General features: G+C 72.5%; 19 protein-coding genes and 1 pseudogene. 11 read left to right on the top strand and 9 right to left on the bottom strand.

Annotated elements, in window-relative coordinates; all coding sequences use genetic code 11:
- The first annotated feature begins 54 nt into the window (after positions 1-54).
- The 6 genes from OG259_RS01725 to OG259_RS01700 all read left to right on the top strand — a co-directional run bounded on the left by OG259_RS01725 (position 55) and on the right by OG259_RS01700 (position 5,872).
- On the top strand, positions 55-1,242 hold the full coding sequence (locus tag OG259_RS01725) for a DUF6397 family protein (RefSeq protein WP_328940534.1): 1,188 nt from the start codon (positions 55-57) through the stop codon (positions 1,240-1,242).
- Positions 1,243-1,287: 45 nt separating this feature from the next.
- On the top strand, positions 1,288-2,835 hold the full coding sequence (locus tag OG259_RS01720; protein ID WP_328940533.1) for an ATP-dependent DNA ligase: 1,548 nt from the start codon (positions 1,288-1,290) through the stop codon (positions 2,833-2,835).
- A gap of 117 nt (positions 2,836-2,952) precedes the next feature.
- Positions 2,953-3,330 (top strand): hypothetical protein, encoded by a 378-nt coding sequence (locus OG259_RS01715; protein WP_266900355.1) that lies wholly within the window; start codon positions 2,953-2,955, stop codon positions 3,328-3,330.
- Between the two features lie 288 nt (positions 3,331-3,618).
- Positions 3,619-4,404, top strand: a complete 786-nt coding sequence (locus tag OG259_RS01710) for a polysaccharide deacetylase family protein (RefSeq protein WP_328940532.1) — start codon at positions 3,619-3,621, stop codon at positions 4,402-4,404.
- Positions 4,405-4,781: 377 nt separating this feature from the next.
- Positions 4,782-5,504, top strand: coding sequence for a hypothetical protein (locus tag OG259_RS01705; RefSeq protein WP_328940531.1), 723 nt, complete (start codon positions 4,782-4,784; stop codon positions 5,502-5,504).
- Entirely contained in the window at positions 5,501-5,872 is a 372-nt protein-coding gene (locus OG259_RS01700; protein WP_266900361.1) for a peptidase inhibitor family I36 protein, read from the top strand. The genes OG259_RS01705 and OG259_RS01700 overlap by 4 nt, the downstream gene beginning before the upstream one ends.
- 121 nt (positions 5,873-5,993) lie before the next feature.
- Here OG259_RS01700 and OG259_RS01695 read toward each other — a convergent pair whose 3' ends face one another.
- The 5 genes from OG259_RS01695 to OG259_RS01675 form a co-directional block, all read right to left on the bottom strand.
- Positions 5,994-6,758 carry a rod shape-determining protein gene (locus tag OG259_RS01695; RefSeq protein ID WP_443051896.1) on the bottom strand — a complete coding sequence of 255 codons (765 nt, stop codon included), beginning with the start codon at positions 6,756-6,758 and terminating at the stop codon, positions 5,994-5,996.
- Positions 6,759-6,879: 121 nt separating this feature from the next.
- Entirely contained in the window at positions 6,880-8,067 is a 1,188-nt protein-coding gene (locus OG259_RS01690) for a globin domain-containing protein (protein WP_328940529.1), read from the bottom strand.
- Between the two features lie 70 nt (positions 8,068-8,137).
- On the bottom strand, positions 8,138-8,581 hold the full coding sequence (locus OG259_RS01685; protein WP_328940528.1) for an RrF2 family transcriptional regulator: 444 nt from the start codon (positions 8,579-8,581) through the stop codon (positions 8,138-8,140).
- A gap of 77 nt (positions 8,582-8,658) precedes the next feature.
- Positions 8,659-9,585 carry a hypothetical protein gene (locus OG259_RS01680; protein ID WP_328940527.1) on the bottom strand — a complete coding sequence of 309 codons (927 nt, stop codon included), beginning with the start codon at positions 9,583-9,585 and terminating at the stop codon, positions 8,659-8,661.
- Positions 9,586-9,622: 37 nt separating this feature from the next.
- Positions 9,623-10,015 carry an SHOCT domain-containing protein gene (locus OG259_RS01675; RefSeq protein WP_328940526.1) on the bottom strand — a complete coding sequence of 131 codons (393 nt, stop codon included), beginning with the start codon at positions 10,013-10,015 and terminating at the stop codon, positions 9,623-9,625.
- 196 nt (positions 10,016-10,211) lie between these two features.
- On the opposite strand from OG259_RS01675, the gene OG259_RS01670 reads away from it, so the two are divergent.
- Positions 10,212-10,652, top strand: coding sequence for a DUF6325 family protein (locus OG259_RS01670; RefSeq protein WP_328940525.1), 441 nt, complete (start codon positions 10,212-10,214; stop codon positions 10,650-10,652).
- Between the two features lie 8 nt (positions 10,653-10,660).
- Positions 10,661-11,014: a hypothetical protein gene (locus tag OG259_RS01665; protein ID WP_328940524.1), complete on the top strand. Its 354-nt coding sequence runs from the start codon at positions 10,661-10,663 to the stop codon at positions 11,012-11,014.
- Positions 11,015-11,050: 36 nt separating this feature from the next.
- Here OG259_RS01665 and OG259_RS01660 read toward each other — a convergent pair whose 3' ends face one another.
- Both OG259_RS01660 and OG259_RS01655 read right to left on the bottom strand, forming a co-directional pair.
- Entirely contained in the window at positions 11,051-11,500 is a 450-nt protein-coding gene (locus OG259_RS01660) for a peroxiredoxin (RefSeq protein ID WP_266900375.1), read from the bottom strand.
- A 145-nt stretch (positions 11,501-11,645) separates the two neighbouring features.
- On the bottom strand, positions 11,646-12,248 hold the full coding sequence (locus OG259_RS01655; protein ID WP_266900377.1) for a PadR family transcriptional regulator: 603 nt from the start codon (positions 12,246-12,248) through the stop codon (positions 11,646-11,648).
- A gap of 145 nt (positions 12,249-12,393) precedes the next feature.
- Here OG259_RS01655 and OG259_RS01650 point away from each other — a divergent pair, with 145 nt between their 5' ends.
- Both OG259_RS01650 and OG259_RS01645 read left to right on the top strand, forming a co-directional pair.
- Entirely contained in the window at positions 12,394-12,879 is a 486-nt protein-coding gene (locus tag OG259_RS01650; protein WP_328940523.1) for an SRPBCC family protein, read from the top strand.
- A gap of 243 nt (positions 12,880-13,122) precedes the next feature.
- Positions 13,123-14,484, top strand: coding sequence for a L,D-transpeptidase (locus OG259_RS01645; protein WP_328940522.1), 1,362 nt, complete (start codon positions 13,123-13,125; stop codon positions 14,482-14,484).
- 186 nt (positions 14,485-14,670) lie between these two features.
- Here the strand turns inward: OG259_RS01645 and OG259_RS01640 are convergent.
- Positions 14,671-15,243 (bottom strand): annotated as a pseudogene (locus OG259_RS01640) (threonine/serine exporter family protein); the annotation flags it as partial.
- Between the two features lie 117 nt (positions 15,244-15,360).
- Positions 15,361-16,989, bottom strand: coding sequence for an extracellular catalytic domain type 2 short-chain-length polyhydroxyalkanoate depolymerase (locus OG259_RS01635; RefSeq protein WP_328940521.1), 1,629 nt, complete (start codon positions 16,987-16,989; stop codon positions 15,361-15,363).
- A 169-nt stretch (positions 16,990-17,158) separates the two neighbouring features.
- Between OG259_RS01635 and OG259_RS01630 the strand changes: the two genes are divergently transcribed.
- Positions 17,159-17,677, top strand: coding sequence for a tetratricopeptide repeat protein (locus OG259_RS01630; protein ID WP_328940520.1), 519 nt, complete (start codon positions 17,159-17,161; stop codon positions 17,675-17,677).
- Positions 17,678-17,735 lie beyond the last annotated feature (58 nt).

Raw genomic sequence — 17,735 nt, 5'->3', positions numbered from 1 at the left:
TCGGAGCGATCCACGACACCGAGAGAACACGGACGTACGGGGGAGGGCCACGGGATGACGGTGGACGAAGGGGCGCGCACGGTGACACCGGGACGGGCCGCGCAGGAACTGGAACTGGGGCGCGACGAGTTCCGGCTCGCGGTCCAGCTCGGCCTGGTGAGGACGGTGCCGGTGGGAGAGGGTGGACGGCGGCGGGTCGAGCGGTGCGAGCTCGACCGCCTCAGGGCCGCGCCCGACTTTCCCGCCGGCCTGCGTGAACGGGTGCACGCGATCGGCACCGGGGAGGCGACGGCGCTCCTGGAGATCACGCCGGAGCGCTTCACCCGGCTGGCCCGGGCGGGCTACCTCAGCCCCGTCCGGTTCTCCCTGAACCGCTACCGGGCGGTGGTGTGGACGTATCTCGCGGAAGAGGTCGCCGAGTTCGGCCTCACCTGCCCCGCGCTGCTCACCGGGCGACTGCCCATGGAACTGCGCGAGCGCCTCGCCGCGCAAGAGGACCTGCGGCCGAGGAACTGGCGGGCGCGGCGGCTCGGAGTGCTGCTCCGGGCGACGGAGGACCCTTGGGCGCGGGCCGCCGCCATCGCCTCGCTGCTCGACCCGGTCCAGGTGGCCGAGGTCGTCGACGACCCGTACGAGCGCACCCACCTCGACCGGCTGCGTCCGCCGCCCCCTCCGGGAATGCCGCTGCAGGCGCCGGCGCGGGACATCGCCGAGCGGCTCACACGGGCCGACGACCCGGACGAGATCCTCTGGCACCGGATGAGCCTGGCTCTGGCCCTGGACGAGGCGCGCGGCGAGCAGCCGGCGCCGTATCCCGGGGACTCGGGATGGGCCGGGGGACGGTCCGGCGTGAGGGTCCCCGGGCCGCTGCCCCGACCGCCGGTGCTGACCATGGCCCCCGTACCGTCCGTGCCGACCGCCCCGCGCGTGCCTTCCGAGCGTCCCGCGGAGGTGGTGCCGCTGGGCGCCGCGGTGTCGTGGGGTCGGCAGGCGGTTCCGCCGCCGCCTCAGCCCTCGACGCCACTGGCGCTGCCGACACCGCTTTCGCTTCCCGTGCCACCGGCGCTGCCGACACCGCCTTCGGTTCCGACACCACCACCGTTGTCGGCGGGGCGGCCGGCGGTGCCCGATCGTCCACCGGGCCGTCCGGGTCGCACCAGGCTGCTTGACCGGCTGCGGCGCAGGAGGGTGGCCGACGGCGGACGGTCCGGCGGACGGCGACGCCCGGTGTCCTGGCCCTGACAGTGTCGGCGTGCGGCGTGGGCGGGGTGTGGGGAGGATGGCCCCATGCTGCTTGCCCGTGTCGCCGCGGTGTCCCGGGAGGTCGCCGCCGCCTCCGCGCGCTCGCGCAAGATCGGCCTGCTCGCCGAGCTGTTCGTGGAGGCCGAGCCCCAGGAGAGTCCCCTCGTCATCGCGTATCTCTCGGGCCGGCTTCCGCAGGGCCGGATCGGGGTCGGCTGGAGCGTCCTCAAGGAGGTGGCTCCGCCCGCGGTGCCGCCCGCCGAGCGGCCGGGCCTCACGCTCGGGCGCGTCGACGAGGCGATGACGGAGCTCGCGGCGGTTTCCGGAGCCGGCGCTCGCGCAGAGCGGACCCGGCTCGTCCACGCCCTCTTCGCCGCCGCCACCGACGACGAACAACAGCTCCTGCTGCGGCTGCTCACCGGGGAGGTGCGCCAGGGAGCCCTCGACGCCATCGCCCTGGAAGGCGTTGCCCAGGCCGCCACCGTGCCCGCCGCGGAGCTGCGGCGGGCCGTGATGCTCGAAGGCTCGCTGCCCCCGGTCGCGCAGGCGGTGCTGGCCGAGGGCGCGACCGCGCTCGACCGGTTCACCCTGCGGGTCGGCAACCCCGTACAGCCCATGCTGGCGCACACTGCCGGTTCCGTCACCGAGGCGATCACCGCCCTCGGGCCCTGTGTCGTCGAGGAGAAACTCGACGGCATCCGCATCCAGGTCCACCGGCGCGGCGACGACGTCCGCGTCCACACCCGGTCACTCGACGAGATCACCGACCGGATTCCCGAAGTGGTCGCGACCGCCCGCGCCGTGGCGGGCGACGCCTTCATCCTGGACGGCGAGGTGATCGCGCTCGACCCCGGCACCGGACGGCCGGTGTCCTTCCAGTCCATTGCCTCCCGGGTCGGCTCACGCGCCGATGTGGCCGGTGCGCACGCCACCCTTCCCCTCACACCCGTGTTCTTCGACGTCCTCGCGGTCGACGGCGAGGGCCTGATCGACCGGCCGGGGCGTGACCGGCACGAGGTCCTCGCCCGGCTGCTCCCCGAGTCCCATCGGGTCCGGCGCCTCATCGTGACCGATCCCGCCGACCCTGCGCAGGTCGAGGCAGCCGAGCGGTTCTACGCCGACACGCTGGCCCGTGGGCACGAAGGCGTCCTGGTCAAGGCGTTGGACGCGCCGTACGTGGCCGGCCGCAGGGGACGCACCTGGCTGAAGGTGAAGCCCGTCCACACCGTCGACCTCGTCGTCCTCGCTGTGGAGCGGGGCCACGGGCGCAGGACCGGGCTCCTCTCCAACCTGCATCTCGGCGCACGTACCGCGGACGGCGGTTTCGCCATGCTCGGCAAGACCTTCAAGGGACTCACCGACGACATGCTGCGCTGGCAGACCGAGCGGCTCGGGGAACTCGCCGTGGAGGACGACGGGTTCACCGTGCGGGTGCGGCCCGAACTCGTCGTCGAGATCGCCTACGACGGACTGCAGAGATCGACGCGCTACCCGGCGGGTGTCACCCTCCGCTTCGCCCGCGTCCTGCGCCACCGTCCCGACAAGTCGGCCGCCGAGGCCGACACCGTCGAGGGGATCGTCGGGCGTCGCTGAGCGGACGGCGACGGACCTCGCGGGACGACGCTCCACGAGGGATGCTGGAGACGTGGCACGACGAGCGCCGGTACGACGTGCGTGGGGTGCCACCAGCGACCGGCGGGCCGCGAGGAGATGAGCGACGTGTACGACTTGCACATCGACACCGACGTGACCGTGCAGCTCAATGACTGCAGCCGGGAGGACGCGCAGGCCGTCTTCGGCGTGCTCGACGGTGTCTATCAGCTGGAGGACATGGAGACCCCGAGCCCCCAGGCGACCACGGGACCTTCCCCCACCGTCTGGACGGCCACCTTCGACACGGCCGGCGGACGCCACCAGGAGGTGCGGCCCACCCATCTGACCTCTCCGGTCGGCGCCACGCTCAGCGGTGGCTACCACGCCGTCGACGAGGTCGAGAAGGTGCTGGCCGTCGGCTTCGACATCCAGTCCCTGCAGTCCGTCTCCGGTGACCAGGAGACCGAGGCCCGACTGCTGCTCGCCTCGCGCTGAGCCGGAGGCGTGAACTCCCCGGACGGAGCGGACGGGCGCCGTCCGGGGTTCACGTGTGCCCCGTAGGACCCGCCTGCCCGGAACACCCACCTGCGCGTAAGACCCACTTGCCTTGAAAGACACGCCTGCCTGAACGACCCGCCTGTCTGAAGGCCCAGCTGTCTGGAAGACCCCGCCCGCATCCCCGGTATACACCGTGTGTAGTGTGCTTCGTCGGCCGTGAGTGCCGCCCTGACCAGGCGATTTCCGGCCGAACCGAAGACATTTCCGGGGAAAGCGGGTTCCACCATGTTCCGATTCAGGCTGGGCCGACGCGGGGGGAAGGCCACGGTCCTGCTTGCCGCGGCGTCGCTGATGCTGACGCTCGGCGGCTGCGGAGTCGACACCGTCACTCCGCAGGACGCCCGAGGGGAGGGCGGGACGGACGACAAGGCGGGCGCCACGGCTCGTCGCGTCGACTGCGACAAGGTCAAGTGCATCGCGCTCACCTTCGACGCGGGGCCGGGCGAGGACACCCCGCGGCTCCTCGACACCCTCAAGGAGAAGCAGGTCCCCGCGACCTTCTTCCTGCTCGGCAGCAAGCACGTCAACCGCTACCCGAAGGTGGTCAAGCGAATAGCCGACGAGGGTCACGAGGTCGCCAACCACACCTGGACCCATCGGATCCTCACCGATCTCGACGAGGCGGAGGTCCGCGACGAGCTGTCCCGCACCCAGGACGCCGTCGAGAAGATCACCGGCCGCAAGCCCACCCTCATGCGCCCGCCGCAGGGCCGCACCGACGAGGCGGTGTCCGACGTCAGCCGGGAACTCGGGCTCGCGCAGATCCTGTGGAGCGTCACCGCCAAGGACTACTCCACCAACGACTCCGCCCTCATACGGCAGCGCGTGCTGGAGCAGGCGCACGAGGACGGGATCATCCTGCTCCACGACATCTACGACGGCACGGTTCCGGCCGTCCCCTCCATCATCGACGAGCTCAAGCGGCGCGGCTTCACCTTCGTGACCGTGCCGGAGCTCCTCGCCCCCGGGAAGGCCGAGCCGGGCGCCGTCTACCGCCCCGAGAAGGACTGACAAGACCTGCCGAAATCGGGTGAGGTGACTCACACCGCCCACGTGGGCACGCTTGGAACATTCGGGGATGGTTTACCGTTCATACGTATGTGACTGCGAAGGGGCCTGGTCCCCAAGGTCCCCCCCTGAGGTGACCGCCCTTCGCGTCACGGCGATCGGCCCCGGTTGGAATCCCCCGTCCAACCGGGGCTCTGTCGTTTCCGGTCACTCTCCCGCACGGCACAGCGACGGCGCCCGAGAGGCGCGCACCCCGGCGCGTTCGACCCGTTCGAGTGAGCTCCGGCATGGTGGCTCCGCACTCGGGCAGTGATCATCCCGAGTCGCCGAGCCGATCACTGGCCGGCCGCTCCCACCAGGGACGATCGAAGGGGGACCCCGTGCTCCGTACCGCCGCGCGCGCCCGCCGCACCCGCGATGCCTTCCTGGCCGCGGCCGCCGCACTTCTGCTGTCCGGCTGCACCGCCGTCGGGCCCGAAGCGATCGGGGCGCCCGGCGTTCCCTCCGGCAAGGCAGCTCAGGACGCGCTCCTCAGGGCCGCCGAGCACCGGCTCGTCGTGGACTGCCTCAACGGCCAGGGACTCTCGCTGACGTCCAGGCCCCGCGCCCCGGACGAGGAGCGGACGCTCCAAGCGGCGCTCTTCGGCGCCGGTCCCCGGGAACTCTCCGTCACCCTTGCCACGGGCGCCACCGTCACCGCCCATGAGGACGGCTGCCTCGCCGGTGCCAGACAGCGGCTCTACGGTGACCAGCGCAGCTGGTTCAGGGCTCAGGTCGTCGTCGACAACCTGCGGGCCGAGGCCCAGGCCCGGATGCGCGCCGACCCCACCCACCGCGCGGCACTCGCCCGATGGACCCGGTGCGTGACCCCGCCGGGCAGCCCCCGCCCCGACCGTCCCGATCCGGCGGTCGCCACCCGCTGCTCCCGCGAGAGCGGACTAGACGAGGTCCGCGCCCGGCTGGAGGCGGCCGAGCTGGTCACGGTGCGTGCCCTGCGCCGGGACGAGCTCACCACGTACCGGCAGCTGCGCGACCGCGCGCTGCGGCGGGCAGTCGAACTGCCCGCGCCCACCCACCCGAAGAAAGGCACCACCCTCTCGTGAAGCGACTTCTCGTCACCACCGCCGCGGCCCTGTTCGCCGCCACCGCCGGCCTCGGCCTCGCCACCTCCGCCGTGGCGGCCGAATGCCCCAGTGGTGAGTTCTGCGTCTGGCAGGACTCCAATTTCGGTGGCCAGCGCGCCAACTGGAGCGGCGACGACGGCTGGTGGGAGAGCTGGATCTCCGACACCGACTCCTCCTGGGCCAACCACGGCATCTCGGGACCTGGCATCAAGGATCACGTCAAGGTCTACGAGAGTGCCTGGCAGGGCGGCAGCATGACCATCTGTCTCGCCCCCGGCCAGGAGGTCGGCTACAACGGCGCGGCCAACGACCGCGGTGACTCCCACATCTGGTCCATGGGCTGCTGACCCCCGGCACGCCCACCCCTCACTTCACGCACCGCGGCGTTTTCGTCCGTCCTCCGCCCGTCGTCTGCACTCCGCCCGTCCTCGGCCGGTCCTCGGTGCTCCGCCCGGCGGTCGACCCCGCTCACCGTGCGGGGAGACGGGCGGGGTGGCGGAGGGCGGAGGTGAGCATCAGGCCGGCGCCGCGGACGACGCTGGTCGACGGGTCGTTCGCCAGGCGGATGCGGGCGCGGAGGAGGTGGGCGAGGCGGCCCGTCACGTCGAGCCGCAGCGCGCCGCCGCCGGTCACCAGGACCCCGCGGCGCAGCGCCCCGCGTACGGCGCCCGTGGGGTCGTGCCGCCACAGGTCGCTCACCATGTCGGCGGCCGTCCCGGCGACCGCGTCCGGCACACTGCCCGACTCCGGCAGGTCGTCGACGCCCACCTCGGCCAGCCGGGCGTCCTCGACGAGGCCGTCCACGACCAGTGTGACCTCGGTGAGCTGCGCCCCGAGGTCGACCACCAGCAGCGGGCCGCCGCCGGGCGGAGCCGCGTAGGCGGCCGCGGCGCGGGCGCTGTCCACGGCGATGACCCGCGCCGGACCGAGCTCGTCCACGACCCGTCGTGCCGCCGCCCGCTCCTCGGGAGCGGCGAGAACGGGATGAGTCAGCATGACGACCGTCTCGTACCCGTCGTCGCCCGGGGCGGAGGCGGCGAGGCGCCGGAGCAGGCGGAGCTGGGAGGCCGCGTCGGTCACGCGACCGCGCCGCACCGGACCACTCGGCACGTCCGCGAAGACGCCCGCCCCCGGAGCCCAGGCCCGGGTCCTGGAGCTGCCGATGTCGAGGGCGATCCCGCGCACGGGCCGCCCCGTGTCCCGGCCGCCGCGTGCTGATCCGAACGAGCCCATCGCTTCCGTCCATTCCCTGCGAACCCGCTGATTGCGAGGCTGATATGGCACCTCACTATGCAGTATCCGTGCCAGGAGCGCCATGGAGCTTATGGATCGAAGGAGCTCGGGTGAGACTTGGTCAGTTCTCGGCGCCCAGCCACAGGTCGGGGCCGAACACCTCGTAGTGGATGTCGGCGGCGGCGACGCCCCGGCCGACGAGGTCGCCGCGGACCGAGCGGAGGAAGGGCAGCGGCCCGCACAGGTACGCGGTGACACCGGCCGGCAGGTCCAGTGCGGTGATGTCCGCGCGGCCCGCTCGGGCTCCGGAGTCGCCCGGCTCCTCGTACCAGAGGTGCAGGGTTCCCTGCGGCAGCGAGTCCACGAGGCGCCGCAGCTCGGCGGCGTGCGCGTGGGACGCGGGGGTGCGGTCGGCGTGGAGGACCATGACCGGCCGGGTCGATCCGGTGGCCGCCAGGTGGTCGAGCATCGCCAGCATCGGGGTGCTGCCGATTCCCGCCGAGGCGAGCAGCAGCGGGCTCTCGCCCTCGGGCAGGACGAGGTCGCCGAAGGGGGCGGAGACCTCCAGGGTGTCGCCCACGCGCGCGTGGGCGTGCAGCCAGGAGGAGACCTCTCCGGCCGGGTCGCCGTCCACCCGCTTGACGGTGATCCGCCACTGGGGGCGTCCGGGAGCGGTGGAGAGGCTGTACTGGCGGATCTGCCGGGCGCCGTCGGGCAGGGGGACCTGGACGCTCACGTACTGGCCCGGCCGGAACGCGGAGGTGGGGGTCCCGTCGGCGTGACGCAGGACGAAGGAGACCGTGTCGGCCGTCTCCTCGCGCCGCTCGGCGATCTCCATCGAACGCCAGACCTGGCCCTCGGCCACTCCGGCCTCCTGGTAGAGCCGCGACTCCACCGCGATCAGCGCGTTCGCCATCAGCCAGTAGACCTCGTCCCAGGCCTGGGCGACCTCGGGGGTCACCGCCTCGCCGAGGATCTCGACGATCGCCGCGAAGAGGTGCTCGTGCACCGTCTTGTACTGCGCGGACGTGACTCCGAGGGAGGCGTGCTTGTGCGCGATGCGCGACAGCATCACGTCCGGGCGGGTGTCCGGCTTCTCGACCAGGGCGACGGCGAACGCGGCTATGGAGCCCGCGAGCGCCTGCCGCTGCTCGCCGCCGGCCTGGTTGCCCCGGTTGAACACGTCGCGCAGGAGCTCGGGATGGGCGGCGAAGAGACGCCCGTAGAACCGCTCGGTGATCAGGTCGAGCGCCCCGCCGACGGCGGGCAGAGTGGCACGGACGACGGGGACGGCCTGCTCGGACAGCATGAGAACTCGCAATCTGGTAGATGATCTACGTATTTAACGGTGAGCGCGAGTGCCCCAGGGCGCGCACGGCTCAGAGGGTGGGGCGAGGGGTGAGGGAGAGGAGCAGCGGTCCGGTCGGCGATTCCACCAGCTCCGCCACGGTCAGCGGGTCGAGGGCGCGGTAGAAGGCCTCCTGTGCCTCGCGCAGCGCCCCGCGCAGCCGGCACGCGCTGCGCAGCGGGCAGGGAGGATCGCCCTCGCAGGCGACGACCTCCTCCTCGCCCTCCAGGGTGCGGGCCAGCCAGCCCACCGAGGAGCGACGGCCCCGTTCCGTCAGGGCCAGCCCGCCGCCGCGGCCCCGCCGCGCCTCGACCACGCCGAGGTGTTGCAGCCGGGTGACGACCTTCGCCATGTGGGCGTAGGGCACGTCCATCGAATCCGCCACCTCGCGGGTGGTGACGGATTCCTCCGGAGCGGTGACCGCCAGGCGCATCACGGCACGGAGCGCCAGGTCGGTGAACTTCGTCAGCCTCACGCCATGACCGTATCAAAGCGGTATCCGGCATACGCATTAAGGGTCGCGATGTACGCATGAGGATCCCGGTACGCGTATCAGGAGCGACGTTTGTGGTGCCGCCAGAGCCACCAGCCGCCCGAGACGAGGCAGCTGGTGGTGAGGACGATCCCCAGGACCGGCCACCGTCCGCCCGCGATATGGATGTCCGTGACGACCACCAGGAAGATGGCGACCGTCGGCAACAGAACGGAACCGACCGCGCGCAGCCCGGCGCGAGCCATGACCGGGTCGAGCCGAACACCGCGCGGGGAGCGTGGGTCGGGGGAACCGACGTAGTAGACGGTGGCGCGGTCGGTCAGGCGTGTGGTGGCGCGGTAGTACCCGGTGGCCATGTAGGGCAGCCAGACCAGTGGCGCCACCAGGCCGACCAGGAACACGGCGCCGAGGAGTGCCCACCTGCCGATGCGGACCCAACGGCCCGCCCCGTCGTCCGGCGTGACAAGGCCGAGGAGCCGCGCCATCCGGGTGATCAGGTCCTGGAGTGCTGCCACGCGCCCCCGGCCGCCACCGGTACCGGGCCGGGTGCCGGCCGGGTCGAGCGCGGCCCGGGCGGTCTCGGTGTCCCCGTACACCCCTTGCAGAACGAGGAGTTCGGCAGCGCGTTGCGGGTCAGTGGAGTCCCACCCCTCGACGACGGCGATCTCGAGCACCGTGCGTACCTGGGTGAGGAGCGCGCCGCAGAAGGCCACGGGGATGAGCAGCAGGAAGGGGCCGCCGACGAAGGCGCCCTCCGCCGTCACCGACCGTCGTCCCCGAGTCACGACCAGGGCCCGGAGGGCGGCCGCGTCGGCCTCGGGGTGGGCCTCGCGGAGGCGGGCGACGGTCGGACCGGCCCCCGGGCCCAGATGGCGCAAGGCGAAGGACGCGAGCGACTCCGGAAGCCTGCCGGGCTCCGCCAGGACCTCCTTCAGGAGGGAACCGGCGAGTCCGGCGGCCGGTGCCGCCCGCGTCCTCTTCCGCACGTCCGGGTGCGCCTTCTCCTCTTGCTCCTCCTGGGCCTCAGGCCAGGACCTTGGCCTTCGCCTGCTGGAACTCCTCGGGTGTGATCGCGCCCTTGTCCTTGAGCTCCGCGAGCCGGGCCAGCTCGGCGGCGGCGCCGCCCTCCTGCGTTCCGGCGGCCTCGCGGATGTAGCTCTGGAAGGCGGCCTCGCTCTCCTTGGCCTGCTTGACGTCACGTCGACTCATGCTCTTGCCCCGGGCGATGACGTAGACGAGTACGCCGAGATACGGCAGGACGAGGCAGAAGATCAGCCAGCCGGCCTTGGCCCAGCCGTTCAGATCGTGGTCGCGGAAGATGTCGGTGACCACCTTGAAGAGCAGGAACAGCCACATGATCCAGATGAAGAACCACAGCATGGTCCAGAAGAGGTTGAGGAGGGGGTAGTCGTCCATTCCTGCACACTCCGTTCCCACGCCGGCGGGAGAGGCCAGGCGTTTCAGTGAGTCTCACCCAGCCCGCGGGCCCCCGCACGTCGTGGCCGCTCCGCATGCGGGCCACCGCCCGCCGTGTTCGGATGGTGGCCGCGGACCGCGTGCGGCACCGACGACCACACGCGGAGCCGTGGACGGACACGAGGGACGGAGCGCCATGGGGCCGGTGGAATGTGTCGTGCTCGCCTTCCCGGGGGAGCGGCTGAAAGTGGCGGCGGTGACGGCCGTCGCGGACCTGCGCAGAGCGGGTCAGGTGCGCCTGATCGACTCGCTCGTCGTGGTCAAGTCCGTCAGTGGTGAGGTGTCCACGTCCGAACTCGTCGAGTACGAGGAGTACGACGAGGCCACCGCAGAGATCGGCCCCGAGATCAATCTCCTCGGCCCCCAGGACGCCGAGGAGGCGGCCGAGACACTCGAACCGGGCTCCTGCGCGCTGATGCTGCTCGTCGAACACGTCTGGGCGGCACGGGCGGTCGACGCGATCCGCGAGGCCGGTGGCCGTATCGCCGGGAGCGTGCGAGTGGCGCCCGAGCATGTCGACCAGGCGAGGGACGCTTACCGCGAGGCCGTGGCCGCCGACTCGGCAGTAAGGAGCTGACGATGTTCATGCGACGCCGTCCCCTCGGCCGGCCCGTCATCCGGCCCGCCGGAGCCCCCCTCCTGCGCGGCGCCCTGGTCGGCGGCGCGGCCTATGCTGCGGGCCGGAGTTCCGCCAGGGCCGCACGCCGCGAACAGGACCAGGAGGACGCCATCGCCGAACTTCAGTCCCAGCAGCAGCCCTTGGCCGCCGCGCCACCGGCCGCCGCGCCCGCTCCCGCCGCGCCCGCTCCCGCCGCGCCCGGCTCCGGTGCGGCGCCCTCGGTGACCGACCAGCTCGTCCGACTCGGCGAACTCGCCCGGCAAGGACTGCTCACCCCCGAGGAGTTCGCGGCCGCCAAGGGCAAGATCCTGGGCGTCTGAAGGAACCTCGGCCGTTCCGAGGAGGAACGGTCGTGTTCAGGGACGGCGCAGGGCCGCGAGCGCACGGTCGGCATGGGCGCTCATGCGCAGCTCGCTGCGCACGACCTCACGTATCCGCCGGTCCTGCCCGATCACGAACGTGACCCGCTTGGTCGGCGCGAGCGAGAATCCGCGTTTGACGCCGAACCGTTCGCGTACGGCACCGTCCGGGTCGGAGAGCAGGGGATAGCCGAGCGAGTGCCGCTCGGCGAACTCCTGCTGCCGTTCCACCGGGTCCGTGCTGATCCCGACGGGCAGCGCGCCGACGGCGCGGAACTCGGCCGCGAGATCACGGAAATGGCAGGCCTCCGCGGTGCAGCCGGGGGTGAGTGCCGCGGGGTAGAAGAAGAGGACGACCGGACCCTCGGCCAGCAGGCCGGTCAGGGAGCGCGAGGCGCCCGTCTCGTCCGGAAGGCTGAAGTCCTCGACGAGGTCACCGACGTTCATTTGAGGCCCGTCCTCGATCCGTACGTGGTCCGCCACCGGCGCGTCCGGTGGCCGGCGGGTGACGTTACCCCAGAGTAGAACTCGCCGTCACCCCTCCTGGCGGTCGTCGCCCTCCTGGCGCTCGCCACCACTCCACGGGGACCCGTCAGCCCTGATGTGCCGCCGCGGCCCCGGCCTCCGCCTTCCCGCCGCGTGCCGTGGCGCGCCGGTCGAGCACGGCGAGGGCCCGCTCGCCCCAGCGCAGGTTCTCCTCCTCGAAGAACCGGCCGCGCATCAGCGTGAGGTACGGGCCGACCCGCTCCGCCTCGTCGAGGTACTTCTCCTCGTCCCGTCCGGCGAGCATCCACTCCCGCAGCCGGTCGTAGCGCGCCAGCTTCGCCCGAGCCGTCTCCATCCGCTGGGCCACGAACCCACGGACGGCCGCCGTGTCGCCCTCGTCGCAAGCCTGGACCTGGACCATGAGTTCGTCCCGCACGGCGCTGGGGCGCGGCGGTGTCGACGTGTACGCCGTCAGATCCAGCATCCCGGGCTCCGTCAGGCTGAACATCCGCTTGTTGGGGCGGCGTTCCTGCTCCACCACGCGCGCCGTGATCAGGCCGGCCTCGGCGAGCTTGTCCAGCTCGCGGTAGAGCTGCTGCGGGGTGGCGGCCCAGAAGTTGGCGACGGACACGTCGAAGATCTTGGCCAGGTCGTATCCGGATGCCTCGCCCTCCAGGAGAGCTGCGAGGACGGCGTGCTTGAGCGACATCAGGACAAGCTAGCAGCACGTTGAATAGTTTCCTCCGCACCTATTCAACCGGCGATCCGGGCCGGACGGGGGTCCTACGCTGGCACGTCCGTCCGGCGCCTGCCTAGGCTGGAGGGAGGGGACGGCAGATCCGAGGGGCAGCGCGATGGACAGCCATACGTTTGTCTACACCACCTATATCCGGACGACTCCCGACGAGCTCTGGAAGGCGCTCACCGACCCGGCCTTCACCCGCCGGTACTGGGGCGTGGCCTTCGAGAGCGAGTGGACCCCCGGTGCCCCCATGGTCTGGGACGAGGAAGGGCGTCGGACCGCAGACCCCGAGCAGGTCGTCCTGGAGGCCGAGCTCGGCCGCCTCCTCTCGTACACCTGGCACACCTTCACGCCGGTCTGGGCAGAGGCCGTACGTCTGGAGCAGGACGTCTACGAGCGCCTCGCCCGGGAGCCCCGCTCCAAGGTGACCTTCCTGATCGAACCCTCCGGCGACACGGTCAAGCTCACGGTCACCCATGGCGACCTGGCCCCCGACGGCCTGATGAAGGGCATGATCGGCGAGGGCTGGCCCGCGCTGATCTCCAGCCTCAAGTCCCTTCTGGAGACGGGTGAGGAGCTGCCGGAGCCGCCCCGCTGACCCCCGGTCCGCATCAGCCCGCTCGGCCCGTATCCACGTCCACCCCACCCCCACTCACACTGCCGCACTCGGTCCGCAGCCGCCCCGCTTGGACCATTCGAGTCGTCTCGGCCGCCACTCCGCCGCCACGCCCGGTCTTTTGATCATCTTTTTCTCCTTTCATCCGCTTTGATGCTGCGGTCGGCACCGCCTGCCGACGTCATTCGTCATCGTCGTCGTCGGAAAGGGGAGGGTGTGTCGGACGTGTCGTCCCGCAGATACGTACGGGGGTGGGGAGCGCTCCCCCTGGCCGTCGGAGCCGTCCTCGTCAGTACTGCTGCCCAGTCGTCGCCCGCCGGGCCGGACGTGAGAACAGCCTCTGCCCCGGAACCCACCGCCGTCGTCTCGCTGGACGGCTGCCCGGTCACCGGCGCCGGCCTGTGCTCCGCACCACGCCACACCGTCGTGCTCAGCGGCCCGCGGGTCCTCACCGGTCACCCGTTCACGCTCGGCACCGAGGCGTCCGGGCCCGTGGAACTCGCGCTGCGCACGCCCGGAGTGCTCGCCGACGTCACCGTCACCGACCAGCGCGGCCGTCGTGTCGCCGGGACGCCGAGCGCCGACGGCACCCGATGGACGAGTGTCGCGCCGCTGCCCGCCGGGGCTCGGTACGCCGCCCGTCTCGTCGTCGAGCGGGCCGGGGCCGAAGGGTCCGCCCGCCACCGCGCCCGCCTGGACTTCCGTACGGCCGCCGCCCCCGCCGGGGAGCGGCTCACCGTCACCTTCGGCCCGGACGACGGCGGCACGTACGGCGTCGGGCAGCCGGTCACCGCCGAACTCAGCCACCCCGTACCGGCGGACGACCCCGACGCCCGCCGGGCCGTCGAGCGCGCCCTCCAGGTGCGGGCCGAACCCCGTGTCGAAGGCGCCTGGTACTGGGTCGACTCCGGCACCCTCCACTACCGCCCCCGCAGCTACTGGCCCAGCCACGCCACGGTCCGGGTGCGCAGCGGCCTCGAAGGGGCCCGGGTCTCCGGCGGCCTCTACGGTGGCCGCTCACAGCCCGTCACCTTCGCCACCGGGGCCCGGATCGAAGCCGTCACCGACGTCTCCGCCCTTCGGATGACCGTGTACCGCGACGGACTGCCGCTCCGCACCTTCCCGGTCACCACCGGCAAGGCCGGATACCGCACTCGGGGCGGGACCAAGGTCGTCCTCGGCAAGGAGCCGCTCGTCCGGATGCGCGGCGACTCCATCGGCATCGCCCGCGGCAGCGACGACTACTTCGACCTCAAGGTCCGTTGGGCCACCCGGGTGACCTGGAGCGGCGAGTACCTGCACGCCGCTCCCTGGTCGCTCGACGCCCAGGGCAGCGAGAACGTCAGCCACGGCTGCACCGGCATGAGTCCCGCGGACGCCGCCTGGCTGTTCGGCACCGTCCGCGAAGGGGACCTCGTCCGCGTGATCAACGGATACGGCGCACTCATGACGCCCTTCGACAACGGCTTCGGCGACTGGAACCTGAGCTGGCCCGAGTGGCGCCGGGGGAGCGCCTTCGACCCGAGCGCCACCCGTCCCCGTCCCCGTCCCGGAACGGCCGCGGTCGCCCTTCGCCCCGGGCTGTGAACCCAGGAGGGTCTCAGCGGCCCGGCGCCGACTCCGCGAGCGCCCGGCGCCGGGTCCGGCGCGGCGGGGGCCGCCGGCGCGGGCTCGCCGATGCTCATCCGGGGGCGCCGCTGGAGGCCGGCGCCCACCAGGACCCCCAGCGCGATCGCCGCCACGGTGATCACCGTGCTCACCACGCAGCAGACCGACGCCCGCGCCGAGCACCGCGTACCCGACGACGGCCGGCACGGTCGCGTGCCGCATCGCGCCCAGGCCGACGGTGAGCAGGACATAGCCGAGAACGGTGGCCGCCGGACTGAACCGCTCCGGGCGTTCCCCGACGTCCCGCAGTGCTTGCGACGCGTCCTCGAACGGCACTTCCTCGGCGCGCATCCGACTCACCAGCGACTGCAGGGCCTCCACCTGGTCGAGCCGCAGATCGGGCCCTTCGACCGGGGCGAAGTCCAGTTCGCCGCCCCGGCCGTCGGGGCCGCCGCCGACCCGGACGAAGAGCCCCGTGGGCACCACGAAGGACCGCACACGCATCCCGTAACGGGCGGCCACGTCGTGCAGCACCGGCTCCACCTCGGACGTCTGCTCCCCGGCCCGGAGCAGCACGGCGCCGAGCTCGCAGAGCAGCGCGGCCAGGTCCCGCAGCCGCTCCCGGCCGGCGTCCTCCGCCTCCGGAAGGGTGAGGGTGTCCCTGCCGCGCCGCCGTGCCCGCAGGGCGGCCGCCCTGCGGGCGAGGGCGCGCACATCGACACGGGGCGAAAGGCGCATTCGGGGAAAATGGCAGCACGGTGGGACGTGTACCCGGCAGCGCTCCACGCACCTGCCGCGCCCTGGCCTCCGAACTGCCCGGTCGGCCGGAGTACCCTCCCGGCCGAAGTGCCCCGACTACCGGTACTCGACCGTCAGTGTCACCGGCGCAGCCTGGTTCACGAAGAGATACGCGGTGGCGCTCGGCGCCGACGCGAAGCCGAGCCGGAACTGTGTGACGCCGCCCCTGTTCAGCGCCGCGAGCGCCCCCGTCGACAGGTCCGTCGACACCGTGCTCCCGGAGGAGAACGCGTCGATCCGCGCCGCGCCCGCCACCGACGCCGCCGCCGACCAGTCACCGGGCTCGACCGCGCACCCGCCGAAACAGCCCGTGCGCAGGTCCACCAGGAGCCGGTTGCCCGCAGGCGAGGCCCAGGGATCGCCCGAGCCGCTGGACCGGGTGACGGTCAGCCAGGCCCGGGTGATCTCCTTGCCGGCCGGAATCCGCGAGGTGTCGAAGGAGACGACCGACCGGTTCACCTTGCCGTCCGTGCCCCGGCCGAGCGCCAGCCCGTACACGTCCTCCAGCGTGCCGACCGCCGCCCCCGAGCCGTCCGCGGCCGCCTTCACGTACCCGTCCTCGGCGTCCGTGCTCGACAGGACCGTCCGATCGCCGGTGGGCGGCTCGGTCCCCGTGCCGCGCAGCGCCCGCACCATGCCCATGATCGCCTCGATCTGCTTCCCGCCGTGGCGGGCGTAGGCCGTGTCACCGAGGTAGCCCCACCAGTTCCAGCAGCCGTTCGGGTTCTCCAGGGTCGCGGTCGGTGCCGCCTGCGGATACAGCACGATCATGTCGTTGGTGTCGGCGTACTCGTTCAGGTACGCGTTCTCGACGAACCGGGTCCCGAACCCCTGGTACGCGTACCCCTGCTTGCAGCCGTGCAGCGCCACGAGCAGCTTGCAGCTTGCCCCCTGCGCACAGGACGCCGGGACGTACGCGAAGCCCTCGGCGCCCATCGAGAGCGCGGTTGCCGAGCCGCCCGGTGCGTACGCGTTCTGGTCGAAGCGGATCAGTGAGCCGCCCGTGCCGGAACCCGGCGCCGCGACCGACCCGAAGAGATGCCCGAGCAGCGCCCCTTCCGCGTCGATTCCGCAGTTGTTGAGGAACGGAGTCTGCGTCACCGTGCAGGAGTTGGGGCCGAGCGGAGTGATCCAGGCGTGTCCCGCCGCCGTCGACCGGTTGTACTGGACCCGCGCGCCGAAGCGGCCGTAGTAGTCGGCGAGCGCGTCCGCCACCGGCCGCTTCACCGTCGAGTCGCCCGAGCCGCTGAACACGTACACCGGGTCACCGGCCAGGTTCTCCACCGGGTCGACCTGGCCCTGCGCGGACCGGTCGCGGGTGGCCTGCTCCAGGGTGGCGAGCTGAAGGTTCTGCGTCGTGTCCATACAGGCGTTGAGCGCCGTGGCGAGCAGGCCGCGCGCGCAGTCGTACGGCCCCGAGGCGAAGGACGCCGAGCCCTCGAACGTACCCGAGTACGCGACGTGCAGCTGGGTGGCCATGTAGCCGCCGGACGACACGCCCGCGCTGAACACGGAGCCGATGTCGTACGCCTGGAGCGTGCCGGGCACGGGCGGGGGAGCGGAGGCCCCGGCGGGGACCGCGGTGGGAAACAGGGTCGCGGCGACGCCCAGCAGCAGCGCCGCGAAGCGGCGTGGCCCGCGGCGACGGGCGGGACGGGGTGGAGAGGTGGGGCGGGGTGAACGCATGGGATCTCCCGGATGGCTTGTTCCTGACGGAGGTTCGGCCGGGAGGCTATGGGCGGTCCGGGGCCCTCCTCCATGGGCGAGGACGCCACAATCCGGCCCGCCCGGTATGGCGGCCCGTCACCTGGCAGCCGTCGTGTTGGCGCCCGGCGCGAGCTGCGAGGATGCCGCCATGGAAGATCACGAGGAGAAGAACGGCACGCTGGCGGAGGCGGTCGCGCTGCGCGAACAGGGCCGGAAGGAAGAGGCACGCGAGCGGCTCGTCGCCCTCGCCGCACAGCACCCGGACGACGCGGGGATCGCGTACCAGACGGCCTGGGCGCACGACGTCCTCGGTCTGGAGGCGGAGGCCGTGCCGTACTACGAACGCGCCCTCGCGGGCGGCGGGCCCGCCGGCACAGGGCTCTCCACGGAGGACCGGCGCGGGGCGCTGCTCGGCCTCGGCAGCACCTACCGGATCCGCGGCCGTCACGAAGAGGCCGTCACCCTCCTGACCGGCGCCGTCGAGGAGTTCCCGGAGGACGGCTCCCTGCGGGCCTTCCTCGCGATGGCCCTCTACAACACCGGCCGCCACCACGAGTCGACCCGCCTGCTGCTCCGGCTGCTCGCCGCCACCAGCGAGGACCCGTCCGTACGGGAGTACCGCCGGGCCATCGAGCACTATGCCGAGGACCTCGACGCCATCGAGTGAGGCGAGGGCGGGCCGCGTACAGTCCGCTGTTCACCGGCGGCGTGGGGTCACCGCCGTC

It is taken from the genome of Streptomyces sp. NBC_00250, from assembly GCF_036192275.1.
Lineage (GTDB): Bacteria > Actinomycetota > Actinomycetes > Streptomycetales > Streptomycetaceae > Streptomyces.
Note: the sequence above shows the minus strand (reverse complement) of the source record. Positions and strands in the feature narration are given on the sequence as shown.